At 53.9% G+C, this 23,136-nt stretch carries 23 protein-coding genes; 8 read left to right on the top strand and 15 right to left on the bottom strand.

Going from position 1 to position 23,136, the window contains the following annotated elements; genetic code table 11:
* Positions 1-4 precede the first annotated feature (4 nt).
* On the top strand, positions 5-1,444 hold the full coding sequence (locus tag P8N76_10385) for a tRNA modification GTPase (protein ID MDG2382069.1): 1,440 nt from the start codon (positions 5-7) through the stop codon (positions 1,442-1,444).
* 142 nt (positions 1,445-1,586) lie between these two features.
* Positions 1,587-1,802, top strand: coding sequence for a hypothetical protein (locus tag P8N76_10380; protein MDG2382068.1), 216 nt, complete (start codon positions 1,587-1,589; stop codon positions 1,800-1,802).
* Positions 1,803-1,978: 176 nt separating this feature from the next.
* On the opposite strand, the gene P8N76_10375 is transcribed toward P8N76_10380, so the two are convergent.
* From P8N76_10375 to P8N76_10360, 4 genes are all read right to left on the bottom strand, one after another.
* Positions 1,979-2,206 carry a hypothetical protein gene (locus tag P8N76_10375; protein ID MDG2382067.1) on the bottom strand — a complete coding sequence of 76 codons (228 nt, stop codon included), beginning with the start codon at positions 2,204-2,206 and terminating at the stop codon, positions 1,979-1,981.
* A 48-nt stretch (positions 2,207-2,254) separates the two neighbouring features.
* Complete coding sequence (gene sucD / locus P8N76_10370) at positions 2,255-3,133, bottom strand: succinate--CoA ligase subunit alpha (protein ID MDG2382066.1); 879 nt, start codon at positions 3,131-3,133, stop codon at positions 2,255-2,257.
* Positions 3,134-3,179: 46 nt separating this feature from the next.
* Entirely contained in the window at positions 3,180-4,364 is a 1,185-nt protein-coding gene (sucC, locus tag P8N76_10365) for an ADP-forming succinate--CoA ligase subunit beta (protein ID MDG2382065.1), read from the bottom strand.
* Between the two features lie 208 nt (positions 4,365-4,572).
* A complete protein-coding gene (locus tag P8N76_10360) occupies positions 4,573-5,964 on the bottom strand; it encodes a sigma-54 dependent transcriptional regulator (GenBank protein MDG2382064.1) in 1,392 nt (463 codons plus the stop codon).
* 334 nt (positions 5,965-6,298) lie between these two features.
* Here P8N76_10360 and P8N76_10355 point away from each other — a divergent pair, with 334 nt between their 5' ends.
* Entirely contained in the window at positions 6,299-6,937 is a 639-nt protein-coding gene (locus P8N76_10355; GenBank protein MDG2382063.1) for a response regulator transcription factor, read from the top strand.
* Between the two features lie 23 nt (positions 6,938-6,960).
* Here the strand turns inward: P8N76_10355 and xerC are convergent, their stop codons facing one another.
* Both xerC and P8N76_10345 read right to left on the bottom strand, forming a co-directional pair.
* Positions 6,961-7,905 carry a tyrosine recombinase XerC gene (gene xerC / locus P8N76_10350; GenBank protein ID MDG2382062.1) on the bottom strand — a complete coding sequence of 315 codons (945 nt, stop codon included), beginning with the start codon at positions 7,903-7,905 and terminating at the stop codon, positions 6,961-6,963.
* Between the two features lie 58 nt (positions 7,906-7,963).
* Positions 7,964-8,239: a hypothetical protein gene (locus P8N76_10345; GenBank protein MDG2382061.1), complete on the bottom strand. Its 276-nt coding sequence runs from the start codon at positions 8,237-8,239 to the stop codon at positions 7,964-7,966.
* A gap of 649 nt (positions 8,240-8,888) precedes the next feature.
* Between P8N76_10345 and P8N76_10340 the strand changes: the two genes are divergently transcribed.
* Together P8N76_10340 and P8N76_10335 are read left to right on the top strand one after the other, a co-directional pair.
* Positions 8,889-10,247: an SH3 domain-containing protein gene (locus P8N76_10340; protein MDG2382060.1), complete on the top strand. Its 1,359-nt coding sequence runs from the start codon at positions 8,889-8,891 to the stop codon at positions 10,245-10,247.
* A 463-nt stretch (positions 10,248-10,710) separates the two neighbouring features.
* Positions 10,711-11,319, top strand: a complete 609-nt coding sequence (locus P8N76_10335; GenBank protein ID MDG2382059.1) for a hypothetical protein — start codon at positions 10,711-10,713, stop codon at positions 11,317-11,319.
* 39 nt (positions 11,320-11,358) lie between these two features.
* On the opposite strand, the gene hisG is transcribed toward P8N76_10335, so the two are convergent.
* Positions 11,359-12,210, bottom strand: coding sequence for an ATP phosphoribosyltransferase (hisG, locus tag P8N76_10330; protein ID MDG2382058.1), 852 nt, complete (start codon positions 12,208-12,210; stop codon positions 11,359-11,361).
* A 2-nt stretch (positions 12,211-12,212) separates the two neighbouring features.
* Positions 12,213-12,560 (bottom strand): phosphoribosyl-ATP diphosphatase, encoded by a 348-nt coding sequence (locus P8N76_10325; GenBank protein ID MDG2382057.1) that lies wholly within the window; start codon positions 12,558-12,560, stop codon positions 12,213-12,215.
* Between the two features lie 211 nt (positions 12,561-12,771).
* On the opposite strand from P8N76_10325, the gene miaA reads away from it, so the two are divergent.
* The 3 genes from miaA to P8N76_10310 all read left to right on the top strand — a co-directional run bounded on the left by miaA (position 12,772) and on the right by P8N76_10310 (position 16,768).
* Positions 12,772-13,731 carry a tRNA (adenosine(37)-N6)-dimethylallyltransferase MiaA gene (miaA, locus tag P8N76_10320; protein ID MDG2382056.1) on the top strand — a complete coding sequence of 320 codons (960 nt, stop codon included), beginning with the start codon at positions 12,772-12,774 and terminating at the stop codon, positions 13,729-13,731.
* A 412-nt stretch (positions 13,732-14,143) separates the two neighbouring features.
* Positions 14,144-15,922: an aspartate--tRNA ligase gene (gene aspS / locus P8N76_10315; GenBank protein ID MDG2382055.1), complete on the top strand. Its 1,779-nt coding sequence runs from the start codon at positions 14,144-14,146 to the stop codon at positions 15,920-15,922.
* Between the two features lie 102 nt (positions 15,923-16,024).
* Positions 16,025-16,768: a redoxin family protein gene (locus P8N76_10310; GenBank protein MDG2382054.1), complete on the top strand. Its 744-nt coding sequence runs from the start codon at positions 16,025-16,027 to the stop codon at positions 16,766-16,768.
* Positions 16,769-16,779: 11 nt separating this feature from the next.
* On the opposite strand, the gene P8N76_10305 is transcribed toward P8N76_10310, so the two are convergent.
* The 7 genes from P8N76_10305 to P8N76_10275 all read right to left on the bottom strand — a co-directional run bounded on the left by P8N76_10305 (position 16,780) and on the right by P8N76_10275 (position 23,061).
* The gene (locus P8N76_10305) at positions 16,780-18,105 is read right to left on the bottom strand and encodes an HD domain-containing protein (protein ID MDG2382053.1); all 1,326 of its coding nucleotides are present in this window, start codon (positions 18,103-18,105) and stop codon (positions 16,780-16,782) included.
* 51 nt (positions 18,106-18,156) lie between these two features.
* Entirely contained in the window at positions 18,157-18,825 is a 669-nt protein-coding gene (locus P8N76_10300) for a hypothetical protein (GenBank protein ID MDG2382052.1), read from the bottom strand.
* A 124-nt stretch (positions 18,826-18,949) separates the two neighbouring features.
* On the bottom strand, positions 18,950-19,888 hold the full coding sequence (folP, locus tag P8N76_10295; protein ID MDG2382051.1) for a dihydropteroate synthase: 939 nt from the start codon (positions 19,886-19,888) through the stop codon (positions 18,950-18,952).
* 9 nt (positions 19,889-19,897) lie between these two features.
* Entirely contained in the window at positions 19,898-20,431 is a 534-nt protein-coding gene (locus P8N76_10290) for an LptE family protein (protein ID MDG2382050.1), read from the bottom strand.
* 48 nt (positions 20,432-20,479) lie between these two features.
* Positions 20,480-21,670 (bottom strand): outer membrane protein assembly factor BamD, encoded by a 1,191-nt coding sequence (gene bamD / locus P8N76_10285; protein MDG2382049.1) that lies wholly within the window; start codon positions 21,668-21,670, stop codon positions 20,480-20,482.
* Positions 21,671-21,719: 49 nt separating this feature from the next.
* The gene (gene recO, locus P8N76_10280; GenBank protein ID MDG2382048.1) at positions 21,720-22,472 is read right to left on the bottom strand and encodes a DNA repair protein RecO; all 753 of its coding nucleotides are present in this window, start codon (positions 22,470-22,472) and stop codon (positions 21,720-21,722) included.
* Positions 22,473-22,497: 25 nt separating this feature from the next.
* Positions 22,498-23,061 (bottom strand): GNAT family N-acetyltransferase, encoded by a 564-nt coding sequence (locus P8N76_10275; GenBank protein MDG2382047.1) that lies wholly within the window; start codon positions 23,059-23,061, stop codon positions 22,498-22,500.
* Positions 23,062-23,136: the final 75 nt, after the last annotated feature.

Below are 23,136 nucleotides of genomic sequence, written 5' to 3'. Positions count from 1 at the left end.
CGCAATGGCCTACGATGTCGATGACACAATTGCAGCAATTGCTTCCGCATCTGGCGGATCAGCCCGAGGTATCTTGCGACTGAGCGGCCCCGAAACAATTGCCTGTCTCAGAGCTTGTTTCCATCCAACCAACGATCAACCGTTGCCCAGCCAACAAGCGACCCGAGTCACGGGACACTTGAACGCGGGCGAACCGATCGGTGATCTTGATTGCCAAGTTTACGTCTGGCCAACCCAGCGCAGCTACACTCGGCAACCGGCCGCTGAAGTCCATACGATCGGCTCACCACCCATCCTGGAATTGCTGCTACAAACGCTTTGCAAGCACGGCGCAAGACTTGCCGAGCCAGGCGAGTTCACACTTCGTGCGTTTCTTGCAGGTCGGCTCGATCTACCACAGGCAGAGGCAGTGCTGGGTGTCATCGATGCTACGAATCAACAGCAATTAGACGTTTCCTTGACCCAATTAGCAGGTGGACTCTCGAGTAAGCTGAACCAATTGCGAGATGGCTTGCTTAACCTGTGTGCCGATCTCGAAGCTGGACTCGACTTTGTTGATGAAGACATCGAATTCGTTTCGGCAACGGAATCCACTCGACAACTTACCACCATCGAACAGGCTATCGCGAGTGTGGTTGACCAGATGCAGCGCCGAGGTGAATCTTATTTCACACCACGCATCGTGCTTAGAGGCCGGCCGAACGCGGGTAAGAGCACCTTATGGAATACTTTAACAGCACAGCAGACAGCCATCACTTCCAACATCCCAGGAACCACGCGTGATTATTTGGAGTCGGCAGTCAAACTGGGGGGAATCGCATGCACGTTGATCGATACAGCAGGGGTTGATGATCAGCCACTCGATCAAATCGACGCAGCAGCTCGCGAAATGACTGCTCAACGACACGAGCAGGCACACGTAAACGTCCTCTGCATTGACAGTTCGACAACCTTTCAACAATGGGACGCCAGTCAGCTGGCGTGTGAGCAATCTGTCGATCTGGCCGTGCTGACGAAATCGGATTCGATCGCAAATTTTTGGCAGTCGGAACATGAGCAATTTGGATTTGAAGTCACGCCGGGCGCCCAGCAAACCACACTAACCCATTTTGAATCGGGACGAGTGATCGAATTAATTCATATCAGCTGCCATCAGACCCGTGGCGTCAACGAGTTGCTGGAAAGAATGAACCGAGCCCTAGGAGGCAAGCTGAACGACGAATCGAGTGTTGTGACTGCCACTTCCACTCGCTGCCGCGAGAGCCTACGGCGAGCCTTGGAGGATGTCGGCCGAGCTCGCCAGCTGGCATCCGGCCAGGCAGGTGACGAATTGGTGGCTGCGGAGATTCGCAACGCCCTCAACGAACTGGGGAAAGTCGTCGGCGCGGTCTATACCGAAGACGTTTTAGATCGAATTTTCAGCCGCTTCTGCATCGGCAAATAACAATTGTGACGAACGAAACAGCCTCATGCCGTCCTGTTCTTGAGGTGAGAAAAAACTGATCTGGACAGGAAACATGCTCTTTGACAGACTTCGCGCCATTGACCTTTGTACGCGAAAGTTCGTTCGCCCGTGCGGAATCCCCATGACTCAGTTCAACATCACTCCTGTTTCCTTTCTGCTCATCGTGGCAGTTTGTGCGACCTGGACCAGTGGCTGCAATCTCTGGCCAGCTAGCAGTGAATCGTCCATCACTGAATCCTGGACAGAGCAATGGCGTCCCAAGGATGAGCCAGCTCCACGTGGCACGGGGCTCGACCCGCGGGCCAAAGCGATTGAACGCAACCTGGGTATCAACTAGATCGCCAGCACCTACTGCGGCGAATGATACGGATTACCGCTGTTGAATGGCGGCTGGGGACAATTCACGTCGACATCGGTGGATGGATCTTGGTCCGATCGGATGCTCGTCTCGAAAAGCAGCGACAACGAACAAACCCAGAGCACGAGTCCACAAGCAGGTCGAGACCAAGTCGGTCATCGCCATGCGGTTGGAATGGAACTTGGCGAAAAGCTTCGCAAGAAAACCATCCTGACGATCGTGGAGCCGAGCTGTTCCGCAAGCAGCACCACGGCACCACCGATTACCAGCAAGCTGGACTTGGGATACGGTCGCTTTTTCACAAGCGTGAAGATGAGGATGCCGAAAAATAAAGCCACTCGCAAAAATCCGGCAAGGATAACAAGCAGCACGGCTGGCATCATTTCCCGGCATTTCAAGCAGATGAAATTGGGAAGGAAATCTCGTTGCAGCTAACGAGCAGCGGCAATGGAACGCTTCACCGCTTCCCCCATATCGGCCGGACTCTCAGCAACCTCGATGCCAGCATCCTGAAGGGCAGCGACCTTTTCGACGGCTGTTCCTTTGCCACCAGAAATAATGGCCCCGGCATGGCCCATACGTTTTCCGGGTGGAGCCGTTCGTCCGGCAATAAAGGCAGCCACCGGTTTCGTGACATGCTCTTTGACGTGCGCAGCCGCTTCTTCCTCAGCGGTCCCGCCAATCTCACCGATCATGAGAATCGCCTCGGTTTCATCATCGGCCTCGTACATTTTCAAGAGATCGATGAAGGACGTGCCAACAATCGGGTCTCCCCCTAATCCGACACAAGTCGTTTGGCCCAAACCAACATTGCTCAACTGCCAGACGGCCTCGTAAGTCAGCGTACCACTGCGGCTCATCACACCAACGGAGCCCTTTTTGTGAATGTATCCTGGCATGATCCCGATCTTGCATTCTTCCGGCGTGATCACGCCGGGGCAATTGGGCCCAATCAGATGGGTTCCTGTGCGGCGAACGACTTCATAGACGTGGACCATATCCAAGACGGGCACCCCTTCGGTGATGGCAATCACCACCTTAATCCCAGCATCCACCGCCTCAAGGATGGCATCAGCGGTAAATGGGGGTGGCACAAAGATCATGGTCGCGTTGGCCCCCGTCTGCTCAACGGCTTCGGCCACCGTGTCAAACACGGGCAAGCCTTCGGCTTCCGCTCCGCCTTTACCGGGCGTGACGCCACCAACCATTTGCGTACCGTATTCGAGACAGCCGCGGGTATGAAATCCACCAACTCGACCAGTGATTCCCTGGCAGATGACGCGTGTGTCTCGGTTAATCAGAATACTCATGACATATCCCTGTTGAGATCATATCCCTGTTGAGATGCAGTGTTGTTTAGCGACTCGCTGCCACAACCTTTTTCGCAGCATCGGTCAAATCATCTGCGGTAATGATGTCAACGTCGCTATCGGCAATGATCTGACGACCTTCTTTGACTTCGGTACCTTCAAGACGAACGACAAGCGGCACGTTGAAGCCGACGGTTTTGTAGGCTTCGACCAAGGCATTAGCGATCGTTGTGCAACGCATGATTCCGCCAAATATATTGACCAACACCGCTTTGACATTCTTATCATCCAACAGGATGCGGAAGGCTTCGGTCACCTGGTCCACATTGGCCCCGCCTCCGACATCCAGAAAATTTGCGGGCTCGCCACCATGAAGCTTAATAAGATCCATGGTACTCATCGCCAATCCGGCTCCATTCACCAGGCAGCCAATGTTGCCCTCGAGAGCAACATAGCTCAGCCCCGCATTACCGGCTCGTAATTCAGACGGTTCTTCCTCGGCTTCATCGCGGAACTCCAAAATGTCTCGATGTCGAAACATGGCGTTATCGTCGAACGTCATTTTCGCATCCAGGGCGATCAGTTCACCCTGCTCGGTGACCACCAGTGGATTAATTTCAGCCAGACTGCAATCGGATTCGGCAAAGACGCGACATAGGCCTTTCATCAGGCTGAGCGCCGACTTGAGGCTTCCAGATTGGATCCCCAACTGCTGACACAGTTTACGCACTTGAAAGTCTTGCAAACCCTGGGCTGGGTCAAAATGTTCCTTGAAAATCAGTTCCGGTGTTTCCGCCGCAACCTTTTCAATCTCGACGCCGCCTTCGCTGGACGCCATCAGCACAGGGCATGATTTTGCTCGATCCACCACAATTCCCAGGTAAAGCTCCCGAGCAATTTGGCAGCCTTCCTCAATCAACACCTGTCGGACGACTTGGCCTTCTGGCCCCGTTTGGATCGTCTCAAGGCAACTCCCGAGCAGTCGGCCGGCCACTTCTTGGGCTACGTCAGCTGATTTGACCAACTGAACCCCGGGTTGCTCGGGATGCTCTTTTAGCCTGCCTTTGCCGCGGCCGCCCGCATGGATTTGAGCCTTAACAACAGCGATTGGGCCGGCCAATTCCTGAAAAGCCGCTGAGGCCTCCTCGGCTGTACGAGCAACAATCCCGCGAGGGACCGCGACGCCCGCGTCGCGCAGGATTTGCTTGGCCTGAAATTCATGTACTTTCATAGCGCGTGACTCAAGTAATCAAAGACGCGGTGGATGAGAAAGGTCGGATTATAGGACCCGCCGCCGCGAAGGGTCAAGGACGCCAAACGGTCCCAAGAGACAGAAGTCAGGGCGTGTTGTCCAAGCTGCAGAAAATCACGCGACAGGAATCACCGGCGCGATTGTTCACTCACACAGAAAACGGGAATCGGGTCCGATTAGGACCCCGTCAAATCATGGCCGGACGCTGAGGGGTAGCGTCCTCTAGGCCTAAACGCTTCATTTTTTTATAGAGAGTTGTGCGGTTAATGCCGAGTGATTCAGCCGTCGCATTGCGGTTCCACCCGTTGGCTTCAAGCACTTCGAAGATAATCTGGCGTTCCGGGCCGGCTAAAGCCTCCTTGAGGGTCCGCCCTGCCACCGCCGCCGGAATGGAGGAAATAGGTGCCGTGCGAATGTGTGAAGCCAAATCCTCAACTCCGATGACTCCACCCCGCCCCAGTAACACACCTCGCTCGATCACATTTTGCAATTCACGCACATTTCCCGGCCAGGCGTAAGACTGGAGCAACTCCATTGCCTCTCCAGAGAAGCCATCCACTTCCTTGCCAACATCTTCACAAACTTGACGGAGAAAATACTGGGCCAAATATGGAATGTCGGATGGTCGCTGCCTCAGTGAAGGCAGCTCAATATTGATCACATTAATTCGGTAGTAGAGATCCTGGCGAAAGCGAGCATCGGAAACGGCTTCGGCCAAATCTTCGTTCGTGGCAAGAATCACGCGTGTATCCACCGTGACCGTTTCGGTACCACCCACCGGCTCAAATTGCAGATCTTGTAAGATACGAAGCAACTTGACCTGCATACTAGCCGAAGCTGTCCCGATCTCATCTAAGAAAATTGTTCCAGCATCCGCCTGTTTGAACTTTCCAATCTTATTCCCGGTCGCGCCAGTGAACGAGCCCGCGACGTGGCCAAACAATTCGCTTTCAAGAAGCGTCTCAGGCAGGGCACCACAGGCAACCTCGACGAAGGATTTTTCGCGACGATCACTTCGGCGATGAATCGCTCGAGCAATCATCGACTTGCCCGTACCGCTTTCTCCCGTGATCAGAACCGTAGCACGGGTCTCAGCCACGCTTTCGATCATCTCGAAAACACGCTGCATCCGAGGGTCGTGCCCGACGATATTGTCCAATCCGAACCGAGTGTCAAGCTGAGCCTTTAGTTGCTGATTTTCCGCCAGGACTTCGCGTTGCGAGAAAGCTCGATCGATCGACATTTCTAGCTCCTGATCGATCAGCGGCTTTGTCAACAGATCGAAGGCGCCTGCCCGTAAGGCCTCAACGCCTGTCTCCATCGTCGCGTATCCGGTCATCAGAATGACGGTTAACTCAGGATAGCGCTCGCAACAATGCTGGAGTAATCCGAATCCATCCCCATCACTAAGACGGATGTCAGACAACACCAAATCAAACGGATTACTCTGTAATTTTTCAACCGCGGACCGTAAGCTGTCTGCCGTTTCCAGCCGATAACCTTGGCTTTGAAGCCAGCTTGACATCGAGTCGAGCACGTGGCGGTCGTCGTCGACCAGCAGAATCGAAGCGTCTTTCATGAATGCAATCTCAAAGAATCCCGGGGCAACAAGATAAAAAACCAACCGGAGATGACGCGCGCAAAATGTCCGGTCGTCGATAGTTATCTACGTTACTTCTGGGAGACAGTCAAAAACGCCGTAAAAATGGCTCGAGCAACAATTTGATGGCAACGTCCTGTTTCCAATTCGAGTGCAGGCTTGCTTCGCGAAGCAAACACCCTACCATTGGGGAGCCGGCTAAAAATCAGGCAGAGCTGTCACATGCCCCAATCAGCCATCTTCTGTTGTTTTTCCCGGTCGATTCCGTCTAGTTCAGCGCGAAAATGCCGTTTCATCGAATAAGGGTGACGTAATGTCCGTTTCAATCGTGATCGCCGACGACCATGCAGTTGTCAGAACCGGCCTGTTGAACTTGTTAAAAAACACTGAAATTCAAGTGGTTGGTGAGGCTAAAGACGGCAACCAGGCGGTCGCTCAAACACTCAAGCATTCACCTGACGTCGTTCTGATGGATATTCGAATGGGTGGAACAGACGGTTTGGAAGCGTTGGAACAAATCCGCGAGCAGTCGCCCCAGACGCGAGTGATTATTCTTTCGACTTACGATAATCCGACTTATGTCGCTCGATCGGTTGCCTTGGGAGCCAATGACTACGTCTTAAAAAGTTCGACACGTGACGAATTGGTTTCCAGCATTCGAAGAGCTGCCGGAGGTGCCCCCCCTGCAGATGAATCCATTCTGGAAAAAATCCGACGATCGATGTTGCGTCGCCGTGAAGGCGTCGGCGACGACGTGCCCTTAACGAATCGCGAGACCCAAGTCTTACGGCACATAGCACTCGGCCTGAGCAATCGAGAAATCGCACGTTCATTGAGCATCAGCGTCGAAACCGTCAAGGAACACGTTCAAAACATTCTTCGCAAAATCAATGCGAGCGATCGAACACAAGCAGCCGTGTGGGCCGTGAAGAAGGGTCTTGTCGAGTCCTAGAACAACTCACAGCCCAATCGAGACTAGCGAGCAGTTGCCGAAAGTTGTTTTTTTCCAGGCGAATTAGCGGCGATGGCGCGCGGGTGAGCCTTGTCGTAGGCAGCGCGTAATCCGGCCGTACTAACGTGCGTATAAATCTGGGTCGTGCCGAGACTCTTGTGCCCCAGTAGTTCTTGAACGCTACGGATATCGGCGCCATGATTGAGCAAGTGCGTCGCAAAACTGTGCCGTAGGGTGTGGGGCGAAGTTCTCAGATCGAGCCCGGTGAGTTTCAGATATTTCTCGAGCATGCGGGCCACACTCCGCGTCGTGATTCGTCGGCCGAACTTATTGACGAACACGGGTGCAGCCAATCCTTTCGGCACATCGACTGCCAGTTCTCTCACGCCCAACCAACGACGCAAGGCACGAATGGCGAAGGAACCGAGCGGCGACAATCGTTCACGACGTCCTTTTCCTCGGACTCGAACCAATGCCTCCTCAAAATCCAAATCGCCCTCGTTCAGCCCCACAAGCTCGCTGACCCGCAAACCGGCCGAGTAAACCGTCTCGAGCATCGCTCGATCTCGCAGCCCCCTATTTTCCCCCGCAGGTGGCGCGGAAAGCAGTTTCTTCAGATCGGCCGTACTGAGAAAATGTGGCAAGCTGCGCGAGGGACGCGGATTCCTCAACGGCTTCGCCGGGTTGTGTTCGACCATCCCATTACGCTGAGCAAACCGAAAAAAACTGCGTAGCGAAGCAAGACGTCGGGAAATAGACGACTTTGCATAGCCAGCCTCGTGAAGAGCCGACACATAATCTCGCAAATCGAAAGTGGTGACCGCGTGCGGTGCGGGTACCGTCCCATCCTCAGCCTCAAGAAAATCAGTGAGGGCGGCCAAATCCTCTCGATAGCTTTTTACAGTCAAGTCCGAAGCGTTGCGTTCGACCACGAGATAACGCAAAAAACGTTGGGCGGATTGCTTCATGATGGAATTTCACAGTGCTGTCACACGTGCGCATGCAATCCGCCGCAAACTGATCGCTCTACAGATTGCTATCGTCGTTCCAGGGATCCAACTTGTCGGACGAGTCCGTCATTTGCGTATAGCTCATACGACTTTGCATCGGATCGGATTCTTGGGCTTGGCGACGAATCTTCTGGCTGAGAATCGCCGCGTCATACCAACTAAAACTCAGGTCAGGATTCGAAGCATACCTGCCCAAAAGTCGGAGGGTTTGAGAGCGATTCGAATCGCTGTACAAAAAAATGTATCGCTCTTCACCCTTCACGAGGGCAAGGACATTGATATCTTCTGACACTTCGGATCTCCTCCTGACACACTGCCGGTTTGGCCATCTTGGCCACGCACGTTGCTCCATCATCAGGGCTGGGCGTTAACCGTCCTATCGGACAAATCCTTGGGACTACGCCACCTGCGTTAGGATGTAAACGTGATTCCGTCAAACGTTGTTTCTTTCGACCGTTCAGATCGATGTAATCGAAAAGGTTGAAACTTCATGCTGCGGCAGAACTGCTAGAAACGACTTCAGCACCTTCGCAACTAACTGTGATGCAAGCGCTAGCACGAAGCTGATGAGCGATAGCAACCGAGGATTGATCGCAGGAATCAAATCCCAATCGATCGCTCAACTTGCAACTGCATGCCTCCCTCTTATTATTCGCAGCGGACCGCGTACAAACCAAAAGCTAATGATTCGTCACTGCCGCATGAGAGAGGTGAGTCAAATCGCGGGAAATCACGACTTGCTTTCATTGCTGCGACAGTAGTCGACACCTTGTTCTTACGTCACTACAGCGCAAATCGGCAATCAAGATCGTACCCGTCACAGGCCCCCAATCCTCTGATCGATTCAATTGCTGTTGAGTTGTGGGGGGCTTTCGATTACATACCGCTCGCCAGACGAGGTCTCGGCAAATGCTACTCTTGGGACCGTTAGGAATCTTACCATGATTCGCACGCATGCCTGCGGGCTGCTCGCCATACTTCTGGGATCGGTATCGGTTTCGGCCGAATCGTTTCCCTACAGCGCCACCATCAAAACCCAGGAAGCCACGGTACGGAGTGGTCCGGGTAACAATTACTACGCGACCGATCTCCTTGAGAAGGATGAGGTGGTGGAAGTCTACCGCCAAGTCAAAAACAATTGGTTCGCGATTCGCCCGCCCGCGGGCAGTTTCAGTTGGGTCCTCGCCCAAGATGTGAAAGCGTCTGGCGAAAAAAACCTACTCCAGGTCAATCGGAGTGGTAGCAAGACACGTGTCGGATCAAATCTCACCCAACTTAGCAACGTCGAATATGTTTCGCTCCGCAAAAACGAAATCATCCAATCCCTGGGATCTGCCGAACGATTACCGGGAAAATCGTTGCTTGCCTACCGCATCGAACCGCCCTCGGGTGAATTTCGTTGGATCCATCGCCGCTATTTGGATCGGCTTGCTGGCGGTGAGAACACCCCGGACAAGGCGACCGGTAGTGGAGTCGTACGAGCCACCTTTGATAAGAGCGACATCGACGATCGGAACGAAGGGGTCCACTTGGAAAAGCTTTCACAAGGATCGATGGAAACAGTTCCGATCCCTGGCCCCTCCCCAGAAAAAAAACCAGCAGTAACCTCGACGCCGACGTCATCCAGCCCCACCCGCCCGATCACCCCACAACCACAACGTCAGCTGCAAATTCTCAACGCCTATTTATCGCAAACGGTTGCAATGCCCGTCGGAAGTTGGGATCTGGAGCCCATCCGGCGCAAAATCAGAGAAATCAGCTCGAATTCGGCAGACAATCGGCTGCGAAGAAGTGCTCAACAACTGCTGAACCGAGTCGCGGAGTTCGATCGCTTGCAGCGCAGGCATCGGGCTTTAGCAGACCGCCCCCTCCCCTCCCAAGCCGTACCCAGAACTCGCGGCCAGGAACAAACGGTCAAAGAGACATCCAAGGTCAGCTTTCAAGAACCGATGGATAAGCCGTCCAACAAACTCTTGGAAAAATCAGCAGCGCTCAAGGATATCATTCCCTGGTCCATCCGATCGACCCGTCCCAAGCCAGTCGACTCACAACCGACGATTTACCAAGGCGAAGGCTGGCTCATTCCGGTTTTCACAAATCGCCAAGACCTCCCAAGCTTCGCGCTGACGGACGATGACGGTGCGATCCTGTATTTTGTGACCCCGAGAAGCGGCCTCAACCTGCGCCGCTATCTTCGCAAGCGAGTCGGAATCGTGGGAGCAATTGAAACCAATTCCCCGCAGGAACAAGCTCGACTTACAGCTCAACGAATTATTGTTTTGGACCGCCACCGCCGCTAAAACGATCGCTTGAGATTCGATGGGAGGAGTCGTTTTGCCGCTCGCAAGCGATGCCACTACCTGACGTCGTGAAAAATTAACTGTCCCCCGCCCCTCCCTCCAGCCGAATTACCAGTAGGACCGGCAAACCTTGCCATCATCCGCTACTGGTTAGGCAGCTCTTTGGGGGGGCGTTATGGGGCAGTGGGAACCCTCTGCACGAACGGTGCAGCGTAGGCAGCCGACAGGCGCGTCTCGCATCGTCGTCATCGCATTGCTAGTGACATCGTGCCCATGCACGCCTGCGTTTAGCGCGGCCACGATTAGCAAAGCAACCACGAGTCGTTCGGCTCGAGATAATGCGATCAAAAGTTTTCCGTATGAACGCCTCACTCCAAAGGCACGTGAGCGGATCACGCGTGTCGTATCAAAACCAAGCATGTTTCGCCGCATGCCAACTAATGTGGTCCGGTGCGAACCGGATATGTATCAGTTCCTTGTTCGGCACCCAGAAGTGATCGTCAACATCTGGCAGTTAATGGGGATCACGAAAGTCAGTTGCAAACGGGTGAGCCCATTCACCATGGACGCAGCTGACGGAGTTGGCACGGTCACCAAGGTTGATTTGATCTATGGCGACAAGGACACGCACGTAATCTACTGCGAGGGCCACTACGATGGTCCGCTATTTCGACGTCCGCTGACAGGTCGTTGTGTGCTGCTATTAAAAAGCAAGTACTCGCGAACAGCGGAAGCGGAGTGGCAGGTCACGAATCGGCTCGACGTATTCTTACAAGTCGATCATATCGGCGTGGATGTTTTTGCGAGAACACTGCATCCGTTCCTCGGCAAATCGGCGGACATCAACTTTGTGGAGTCGACAAAATTTCTCGAGCGTATCTCACGAACGTCAGAAAGCAACGGACCTGGTATGCAGCGACTGGCAACGCGCCTCGATCAGGTCGATGACGACGTCAAAACACGATTCGCTGAAATCGCTTCCGAGGTATTCGATGCGGCCCAAGAGCGGAAATTGGTCAGTGCCACGGAGCGATCCGCGACGAGTCAGACGAATCGCCCGGGAAGACGTTAAACCACTGGCGAGCAATCGCAGGGACAAGGCGGTCGTGAACTAGAGACGGCAATTACCGATTTTCGTTTCGAGGATCGCCGACGCACCTAGCGTTTCCAACTGTTCCATCACTCCGATCACGTCCTTCTGCGGAACCATCACTCGTACGGCGCACCAGGACGCATCTTCCAACGGATTGATTGTGGGTGAATTGAACCCAGGAGTAATCAATTCGGCCTTTTCCAAGCGATCTCGTGGCAGGTTATATTCGAGTAAAGAGTAACTGCGAGCAATCACCACCCCTTCAAGTCGACGCACCACACGGTCGGCCAATTCCCGTTGTTCGCAGTGAGGACTCTGAATGAGGACGGTTTCGTATTGCCCAATTTCGTCCATCACCCGCAAACGATTCGCCGCCAAAGTGCTGCCGGTTTCCACCAGATCAACGATCGCGTCGGCAACTCCGAGGGCAATCATGATCTCCACCGACCCCGACAACCGCACGAGGCGAGCCTTGGCCTGATGATCCGCCAAAAAACGTTCCGTCGCCCGCGGAAAAGTCGAGGCAATGCGACAACCATCCAGGTCAGACGCCTGTTGGATTGAGCTATCCTCCGGGACGCATACGGCCAGGCGACATTTGCCAACGCCAAGTTTCAAACAGGTCGTCACATCCGCTCCGTGCTCCGTCACGATATCGCTCCCGGTGATCCCCATATCGATGGCGCCTTCGGCACAGAGCACGGGAATGTCATCGGTGCGCAAGAACGTGATGTCAACCGGCACCTCACGGACGCGGGCAAACAGGCTGCGGTCCTGGCGACGGAAGCTCAACCCGCCCTGCCGCAACAGTTCGGATGCCAGATCACTCAATCGCCCTTTACTTGGGATTCCAATACGTAGATTGCTCATCGTTAACTCTCTGTATTTGGCGACCGCGATTCTTTTTCGTCAAGACCGGACGTGCCGAAGCGACGAGCCAATTCATGGGCGACCTCTGAAAGCGATACGTTGTGATAACCGAGCATCACGAACAAATGGTAAATTAAATCGGCTGACTCGTAGACGAGGTGTTGGTGATCCCCCTCTTCGACCTTCCCCGCAGCCTCCACCACTTCCGCCGCTTCTTCGCTAATCTTCCGCCCAATCTTATCAGTCCCCCCCTGAAAGAGAGCCGTTGTATAAGATCGTTCAGGCGGATTGTCACGACGATCCTCGATAATCATCATGAGCCGCTCTAGAATATCTGCCGAGGAAGCCATATCCTGATAACTCTTCTCTGATGCGTTCGGGACGCTACACAAATAAAACAACAGACTACGGCACCCACGGCGAAAACATCACGAATGCTCCCCCCGACTCCCGGGCCACGCCGCCATCCGAGCCGAAGCGTTGGCAAGGGTCGCGCGCCGCACAAAATAGCGAACCAGGGCATCTATACTAGACCGATATCTATCAGCTGACAATTGCCAAATGAATGACCTTGCTCTGGATCCGAATCTTGAAATCAACCGCTGCTGGTTCCTGACAGGACCTACCGCAAGTGGAAAGACCCGTATTGGCATCGAACTAGCAAAAATTCTCGATGCGGAAATCATCTCAATGGACTCCATGGCCATCTATCGGGGGATGGACATTGGCACCGCAAAACCGACCGTCGACGAACGCAACGCGATTTCTCACCACCTAGTCAACATCGTCGATCCGGATGAACTTTACAGCGTTTCTGATTATGTCGATGCGGCACAGCTGTGCATCCAGAAAATTCGAGCACGAGGCAAACAAGTCTTGTTTGTCGGTGGGACTCCCCTCTACCTGAAGAGCTTACTCCGTGGCACGTTTGTGGGCCCTCCCGCTGATGAGGAATTCCGACAGGCTGTCGCGGAAGAGATCAAACAAGTTGGGATCGCTGCCTTGCACACCAGGCTGCAACAAGTGGACCCGCTCTCGGCGGCCAAATTCCACCCCAATGATGTCCGACGAATTGTCAGAGCTCTGGAAGTCCACAAAGCCACCGGCCAACCGATCAGCCACCTGCAATTACAGTTTGACCAGGCCCGCTCGGCGGAGGAGTGCCGCGTCTTCGTGCTCAACTGGCCTCGCCCCGAACTCCATCATCGAATTAACGACCGAGTAGATCGCATGTTTGCCGCCGGTCTGGTTGAGGAAGTCCAACAATTGGAGTCCCAAAACCAGCAATTAGGACGTACTGCCCAACAAGCCGTCGGCTACGCCGAAGTGATTTCGTTCCTTGCAGGAGAAATAGAACTCGACTTCACGATCCATCGCACCAAAAGCCGCACAAGACAGTTTGCCAAACGTCAAATCACTTGGTTTCGCAGCCTGGACGAATGTCGCTGGCTTGCTCAATCGAAAACACAGAGCCCGCTCGAGATGGCTGAGACAATTGTTGCGGACGGTACTGATTCGTAAAGTTGACGTATTCGTCAAGACTTGACTCTCTGGAAATCTGAGCCCATCTTGTCGCGGACCTTCCTGGCAAGCCGAATCAAGATCTACGGGGTGGCGCGGAGTTTTCGCACCCGACGGGTTGGACTCCCGTGGGTCGACCGCCCGCTCTGCGGGCCAGATCAACAACCCAACGAAGGGGCAAAGTTCGGCCGATTTTGCGGACAGCCCGTGTCGATCGAGCGAAAAGCCATTAGAATACCGGGTTTCAACCAGAACCCCGACAATCGCCCAGACCGACCGACAATCGCCCCAGACCGACAGTGCGGCTGCTCCGTCAGCCGTGTTCCGCCTTTCCTCCTAACAAACTGATGAATCGGCGGCCCAATGACGCCAAGTCGCTTGGCCACGACCTAACCGTGTAAAGGACCCACCGTTGTTACGCACTCACACCTGCGGCGACTTACGCCTCGCTGATGAATCTAATCAGGCCACGCTTTGCGGTTGGGTAGATAGCTACCGTGACCACGGTGGAACCATCTTCATTGATCTGCGAGACCGCTATGGAAAAACGCAGATCGTGTTCGGTCCAGAAAGCGGCGACGCGCTCCTCGAACAAAGCCGATCATTGAGGTCCGAGGATGTCATTCAGGTCACCGGAGTCATTACGGCAAGACCGGAAGGCACCAAGAATCCCAAACTTGAAACGGGCGACATCGAGCTGCGGAGCACGGCGCTTGAGGTTCTGAACAAGTGCCTGAATGCTCCCTTCGTACCAACTCAACAGGATCTGCCCGGTGAGGACTTGCGGCTGAAACACCGCTACTTGGACCTGCGACGTCCAGCAATGCAACAGACGCTAGTAACACGTAGCCGAATCATTAAGACGATGCGTGACTACTTCGAAGAACACAACTTCGTCGACGTCGAAACACCAATACTTGGTCGGAGCACGCCCGAGGGTGCACGAGACTACCTCGTGCCGAGCCGAGTGCACACGGGCTCGTTTTTCGCGCTGCCGCAGTCACCCCAGCTCTACAAACAAATCCTGATGATGTCCGGGTACGACCGTTATGTCCAGGTAGCTCGTTGCTTCCGCGATGAAGATCTACGTGCTGATCGCCAACCGGAATTCACCCAATTAGATATGGAAATGTCCTTCGTCGAGATGGAAGATGTGATCCAGATGATCGACGGACTGGTTGCGCGGCTCGCTAAACAGTTGCTTGATCTCGACGTCACGCTGCCGCTGCCACGCATGACTTATGACGAAGCGATGGAACGTTTCGGCCACGACGCGCCTGATTTGCGATATGGCATGGAATTGATCGACTGCACCGACTTGGCAGCTCAAGCCGAATTCCGTGTTTTCCGCGGTGTTGCTGAGAGTGGTGGTCGAGTTCGAGGCATCAACGCCAAAGGCGCGGCTGCCAATTACTCTCGAAAAGATATTGACCAGCTGACGGATTACGTCGTGCAAGATTTTGGCGCTAAAGGACTCGCCTGGTTTAAGGTCGATGCGGACGGCAAACTCACATCGCCGATTGCGAAGAATTTCAGTGACGAACTGCTTGCCCAATTCAAAATACGACTGGAAGCGGAACCAGGCGATTTCCTCTTGATCAGCGCCGACCAATGGAATGTTACCTGCCGCGTGCTAAATGGGCTCCGCCGCCGCTTAGCGGCTGATCTCAAGCTCTATGACCCGAATGCGATGAACTTTTCCTGGGTCGTCGAATTTCCCATGTTCGATTTTGACAGCGAAGAAGAACGTTGGGTCGCGATGCACCATCCATTTACCGCTCCTCGCCCGCAAGACATCTCACTGCTTGACAGCGATCCAGCCAAAGCACGTGCCGTCGCATATGATCTCGTGATTAATGGAGCGGAAGCTGGAGGAGGAACGATCCGGATTCACGACAACGATGTTCAATCGAAAGTGTTTGATCTGCTAGGTATGGATGCAGAAACGGCCCAAGAGAGATTCGGCTTTTTGCTTGACGCACTACAGATGGGAGCCCCCCCGCATGGCGGCATTGCCCTCGGCATCGATCGGTTTGTGATGCTTTTTGCCGGCCTCGAGAGCATTCGTGACTGCATCGCCTTCCCCAAAACTCAGCGAGCCACCGATTTAATGACCGGCGCGCCGAGTTCCGTCGATCTCAAGCAATTACGCGAGTTGGGTATTCGCGCCGGCCAAGGTCAGGAAAAATAGCAAACAGGACTCGCGGATTCGATCCTAACGGATCAGACTTTCGGTATTCACAATCACCGGCAGATGCTTGCTCGGAAAACAAAGGATTAAGGAGTTCCATTCATGTCGAAGCTGCAGTTGAGCGGTGGAATGATCTGTTGGTTGGCCGTCGTTATTTTGTCGCCAGGCTGCGGTCAACAACCATCGTCCACGGGCACACCCAGTGCTTCCTCATTCGGTCCGAGCGAGCCCCCCTCCCCTGCTGACGATACGCGTTCGGAAACAGAAGTACCGGTCACGATTTCCAATCCAACACCGCTTGAAGGACTCTCCGAAGAGGATGCGAACGCCATCGTTTCCGAGCCCATTGTTTCATTGAGCACAGAGCATGCTACGAGCTGCAAGATCAGAGTCGGCGACTTATTTCCGTCACTTGATCTTACGACAATCGAGGGACAGCTCGGATCGTTAGAGAAGGAATTTGGAAATCGGCTCACAGTGGCCATCTTTTGGAACCTGCAACATCCGATGAGCATCGAGCAGGTGTCTCGCATCAACAGTGAGCTGTTGACACCGTTTCAGAATGCAGGGGTCAACGTTATTGCGATCAACGTCGGTGACACCGCTAATGACGTCAAGAGTTTCATGCAAAACACCCACTGCGACGCGGCTCAATTCCTGGACGAAGAAGCCATCGGCTTCCAGCAGGTTGCGGAACACATCTTACCTCGCACCTACTTGATCGACGCAACTGGAACGGTCTGCTGGCTCGATCTCGAATACTCTCGCAGCACGCGTCGCGAGCTAAGAAATGCGGTGCTCTACAATCTAAGGATGCAAGTCGCCGCCACGCCAGATCTCATGTAAGTGGTAATCACTCAAATACGCATGATCTGTTCCCACGAAAGGGGCGGTGAGGACCGCTGAATTTTTTCCATCACGCGTGGATGCACAAAGACTCGCACTCGTTTAACATAGTCGTCAAATTGTTTTTCGGCGAGCGTCCGCACGACGGGTGAGACGTCACCCAAAGGTCGAAACTCATCGCGTTTTGCGTCGTGAATGTCGACAGCAAATTGCACCTCCAGCTTCGCCGGAGGCGCGTCGATCAGGACATGCTCCGGCAAAACCTCTATGTTGAGTTCAGCAGCAAGTCGCGCGGCGACTTCGGTGCCGAATGCAACGAGGTGCGCGTAGTCTTGCCGAGCTAAGCGGGAGTACAACTCAGGCTGCTCATTGAAGCTGCATTCGAGCATACGTTTGTAAAGCTGCCGCGAGGCCCCAAACAATCCTGCCAGCAATTCACTTGCCGGCCCTGCGGCAGCAACTCTTTTCATTTCCTCGATAAAGGGCAGCTCGTTCATCAGGAACAAACGCGTCAAATCCAGCTTCGACCTCAGCACAAAAAAAGCTCGCTGGAGCATGGCAGTCGCCGCCCTTACGGTATGATGCCAGTAGACTTCGCTAAACATCACATATCTCGCAAAGACCATCATCTCGGCAGCCGTCCGCCCTTTTCCGGAAACCGCCAATCCGTTTCCGGCTTCGTTAAGGCACAGACTACCGATCAAGCGAGCTTGGTCAAAATTCCGCCCGTACGGTACGCCAGCATGGAGACTATCTCTCATCAGATAGTCCATTTTGTCAACATCGATGGGCCCAGAAAGAATACTTCGAAGCACTTGATCCTTCGGACCAACACAAGCACCGTCGAGGATATCCGCCACGAGATCCCCGCCAAACCCCCACTGTTCTTCCAGTACTTGATTGATTTGACCGCTGTGAAGCAATTGTCTCGCAAAGACTTCGTGCCTTGGTATCCCCTCCAAACCCAAATCTTCAATCAAATGACAAAAGGGCCAGTGGCCCACATCATGCAACAAGGCAGCTGCGATTAGCGCTTCGGCATCCTTCGGTTCGATCAAGGCTCGGAATCGATGATCTCCTGACAGCTGACGCAAGAACAAGAGAGCCAGACGATAGACACCTAGTGAATGTTCAAATCGGCGATGATGGGCAGCTGGGTACACCTGTGATACCAAACCTAGCTGAGTCACATGAGCTAGGCGATGAAAGGCCGGCGTATCAACGATGGCACGCACGCGTGGCGTGAGGGGCACATCAATTTCGGGTGGAATTCGGATTCGTTGTCGAGGCGCATCCAGTGCCTGGATTTCCGGAATCTGGCAAATCGCGTTAGCCATCGAATCCTTCCCACGCGGCAACGCCAAATCGGACGTCCGCTTCTAACAGGGTTATAGCGGAGGCAAACCCATCAAGAGCCGCAACAGGATGGTCACCAATAAATAAAGTCCGTAGTGCAGCGCTCCTGAAATGAAATCCAGCTCCAAACAGGCTAAACCGGCAACCGCGCCAGCGGCAATCATCGGTGGAGCAATGAACATCAGATGGAAAAGCTCAACCTCTCCTTCCAAGAGCGAACCTTTAAAATAAAAGAACACTCCCCAAAGGGCAGCATAGATCAGCCCGCAAACCAAACAGCGAATCATCAATGAGACGCCACGATGTGGTTCCAGTTCGTGATCTCGCAACAGGCCGTAGCCGGCAAATGCAACAGGTGGTCCCAACAGAACGGCACCGATCCCAAGCACAAAGATCGAGACCCCTCCGTCACTTCGCCCCAGCAGAAAAGCAACAATCAACACGACCAGGCAAAAAGCGGCAATCAGGGCGATCATGACGGGAGTAATCTGTGATTCACTCCGTTCGACGGGCTTTAAAACCGCACGCCCCGATCCATCTTTGGGTCCAAACTCGTCCGGCGCGTGAACGACGACTTCTTCTTCCTTTTCGGGAACACGAATCGGCTTTTTGCACTTCGGACAGGGTCCGGTTTGACCAGCAAATTTGTCGCTAACGTTAAAGCGAGCATGACAGCTGGGGCAGGTGACTTGAATCGACATGAAGACGCTCTTGCGGGAAAATCCGACATCTGACTGACAACCTGAGCTTGCTGAACTCAGCAACTCTCAGCGGCACACGAGTTAAAAGCATAACGCAGAAATGAATTGGCGGCGACCGTAGCGACTAGCACTGATCCAACTGCCGTTCACAACCATCGACTCCCCCCGTTGCCTCAAACAGCAGCAATGCCTCTTTCGCCGGCCGAACATCATGGACCCGAATCACTTGAATTCCCTGGCGAGCGAGGGCGAGAGCAGCCCCGACAGTCGCGAAGGTACGATCAGCCTCCTTATCTTCCAGCAGTTTCCCCAAAAATCCCTTCCGAGAGTGGCCGACGAGTACCGGGCAGCCCAACCGATGAAAAGTTCCGCATTGAGCCATCAACGTCAAATTGTGTTGATGAGATTTGCCAAACCCAATTCCCGGATCGAGACAGATGCGTCGCGGCTCCAGCCCCGCAGCTTGCAAGTGGTCACGTCGCTGCTTGAGATACGCTTCGATGTCCTCCACCACATTCCCATACTGAGGAGAGTCCTGCATCGTTTGGGGCCGACCCTGCATGTGCATCGCACAGACGCCAACTTGTGAATTGACCGCAAGCGGGAGCATCTCCGAGTCACCCTCAAGACCGGTGACGTCGTTAATAATCTGAGCTCCAGCATCGAGCGCTCGGGCTGCTACTTCTGCTTTGGAAGTGTCAATTGAGACCGGAACACGAGCTTGTTTGCAAATTCGCTCAATGACGGGGATCACGCGACGAATCTCCTCGGCCGTATCGACGACCTCAGCGTAGGGTCGGGTACTTTCACCGCCGATGTCCAGAATGTCGGCTCCCTCATCCGCCAACTTGAGTGCTTGATCCACGGCAGCGGACAGGGCCTGATAGAGACCACCATCAGAAAAACTGTCAGGCGTCACATTGACGATGCCCATCAGGCGAGGACTTCGTTCAAACGCCAAAGTCTGGTCTCGCAACTGCCACGTTCGAGCTCGCTGCGGAAAACGGAGCTCAAGCGAAGCATCAGCAAATGGCAGTGGGGAATTCGGCGGGAGGTCGGTCATGCCGGCAGTTTACCACGGAGTTGCTTCCATCTGTTCCACAATCTGCTCCGCCATCTGATCGATTGCTGCTTGAAACGTCGTTGCCACCGATTGCCCCGACTCGGGAATCATCGTCTGCTCCTGAACGATTCGCAGAAAGAAATCTTCGACCGGGATGGTCATAGCATCACTCAACAACTCACCTTGCGGCCCGTACCATTTGACGTCGACAATCAGATCGACTTCATAGATACGTGGAATATCATATTCGTTTTCCGCAATGGTGTTCTTCGATTCCGAAAGAATACGACCTTTGAGAACGCTGTCGGCACGATCAGCAGTCACGACTCGATAGGGAGTCTTCACGTTGATTTGTTTCACAACGGCTTCAGTTAGCCGTTCTCCCATATCACGTCGAAAAGTGTCGGACTCAAAGATTGGGACATGAACGGTCGCCACATCTGGCCGATAGAGGGTCTTGTATCCGACGCGATAGCCCGCGCAACCGGCCCCGCCAAGCCAAGCCAGGATCAGTAGCAATGAATAAACGCGTCGGTGAGACATCCTTGACCTGTTGAAGGAGGAAGCGTCGCATACCTCAAACGAATGCAGCTATCGCCGCAACTTTTCCAGAGGCCCACTGGCCACAAGCGGTTTCTTTCGTTCAGGTGTCGGAAACATCTTTGCCAACCAAGGCAAGGGTTGACTTGGCGTAGGATCCTTTTCGGCAATCACAGCGATGCGATCGGTGGCTTCCTTGGCAAGGCTCGTGTCACCATAATCCCGACGAACGCGTTCGTAGTATTGACGAGCTGCCCCATAAGCCTTTCGTTTGTCGTAGTACTTCGCCATTTCCCAGTCATCCATCGCCTTATTGAGACGGATTTTCTTCCAGGCCTCGGCAAGAAATTCTTTGTGCTCGACGGACTCTTGAGGGAACTGTCGATGAATTTGCTTCACAAGCTCCTCAGCTTCATCCATGGGAGTCAAGGCATATTGAGCTCCTTGGTAGATTTCAATTTTGCACTTCACTCCCAAAAGGTGAGCTTGAAATTGATGCTCACTGTTGGGAAAGGCACGACGGAGATCGGTAAATAGTTCGTCGGCACGCATAAATTTCTTTTGCTTGTAGAAGGCAACCGCTGCAGCCATCGTCGCATCATCCGCCAGACGCCCGGTTGGATCATCAAAGCGTATCTTATCGAGCACGCGAACCCCATGGCCAAATTTATCGAAAAGCGGCCGATCCTTGGCGAGCAGATTAGGAGTCATTGGAAAATCGGGGTTGATTTCGTGATGCTCTACCCAATATTGGGCGAGCGCAAACCGTCGTTTGTCAACCGTATCCAGATGACGACTGTTTTGGTATTTCTTGACGAGCATGGCGTAAGACTCGGACGCTTTTGGATAATAGTCCGCAAAGAAATAACTCTCGGACGCCATGAACATCGAGTCTTCTTCAATCACTGAAGTCGGCCAACGCTTCGCAGCCTTCTCGTACTTGCCGGCGGCCGCCATAAAGCGTTTCTTGCGTTGCTTGCCCTCCAGCTTGGTCGCCTCGAGAAAAATCGCCTCAGCTTCGTCAAACGTTGACTTAGCAAGATCGCGATCGGGACCAAAACCGCTGGCAGCCTTGGCCGAGTCGATGGCACGCGTCGGATCTACATAACGTAAGAATCCGATATCGTCCTGCCCACCGGCCGAGGTGGTGAGCAATGAAACAAAAGACGTTAGTAAAGCTAGGCAACAGCAGCAACGCACATGCTTGCGGTCGAACAACTCTCCGCTGTATTTCCAATTCATTCGCGACATCCTTGTCAACCCTTTACCGAAAGACGAATCTCTTATTCGTTCAACGCAGTCGAGTTAGAAAACCGTGCATGCGTGGACGACGCCCAAGCAAGTGACTGAAATAACTGTTCAACAGTCCACGCAGCTCTCCACGCACCTTAGTTTCCAAATTTATTGATTCACTGGTTCGATCTGGATCAGCCAATTGAACCAAGGCCTGCATCGCTTGGCTACTAACGCTCACAACTTGGCGCTTGCCCACCTTGCAGCGGCCGCAAAGGACACCACCAGCAAGCTGGCCAAACGATACACGGTTTCGTTTAAGCTCTACTTCCGTCCCGCATTCAACGCAACTTGAAAAAGCCGGCAAATGCCCCAATTCTCTCAGGGTTGCCAACTCGAAACCTAATACGAGTACTCCAACATCATCGTTTCCACTCAACGCCAGTAATGTCTGATTAGCTCGACGAAACAACTCCGGATGAGGATCGCGATCATCCGTCATCGCTTGCAGAATTTCCGCCACGTAATAGCCCGCGTAAAGACGAGTCAAATCGCGGGACGCCGCTCGAAACGGACGTTCCAAACGAGCTTCCGTGAGCAGGTCCATCGCAGTGGAAGACTTGCGGATGAACACTACGCGAGAAACAGCCAGGAGGTCAAGAGCGTTCTCGAAGGAGCTTTTCGTGCGACGAGCCCCCTTGGCTAACGCCGTGATTTTCCCGAAACCTTCGGTAAAGACAGTCGCCACATAACTTGACTCGCTAAACTCGACGAGCCGAATGACTATCGCCATCGTCTTCTCTGAGGACATCCCTTCTCCGTCTCTCCCGCGATCGCTAGCTAGGGTCGCTGCTCTCTGCTGACCGCCAGCTAGCGAACGGAATGGGAGCTGGCGGATCGGTCGCGAGATCATCTTCCAGGAGCTGCATGTACCACCAACCGACGTCGCGCCACACACCGTGCTTGAAGCCAACGCGAGGAAAAACGCCAATTCGCTTAAAACCGAGCGAATCATGAAACGCTTGGCTCACCGTATTGGGCACCGCGATGCTTGCATAGGCGGAGCAGAATCCCTGCGAGATCAAAACCGTGAACAGCTGTTCGTACAACTGACGACCACAACCTTGCCGTAAGCGGCCGGCATCCACGTAAACCGAAACCTCGACCGACCAACGGTAGGCCGCACGGGCCCGGTGGGAAGTCGCATAAGCAAATCCGCGAAGCCCCTCATCTCCCTGATCCACAAGCCACGGATAATGCTGCAAAGTAGCACCCACACGCTCACGCAGCTCGGCCACCTCCGGCACAACGGTCTCGAAGGATGTCACCCCCTGGTTGACCGCAGGCGCATAGATTCGGCGGATTTCAACAGCGTCATCGGGCGTGGCTACTCGAATCATATCCTGGCCTTAAATGATTCCACTTGGCACTGGCCCGTGTGGCGGGCGCATCCGTGCAAGTTTCCAAGATGACAG

The sequence above is a fragment of the Pirellulaceae bacterium genome (genome assembly GCA_029243025.1).
In the GTDB taxonomy this organism is placed as follows: domain Bacteria; phylum Planctomycetota; class Planctomycetia; order Pirellulales; family Pirellulaceae.
The sequence above is the reverse complement of the archived record's forward strand: the minus strand, read 5'-3'. Positions and strand labels throughout refer to the sequence as shown.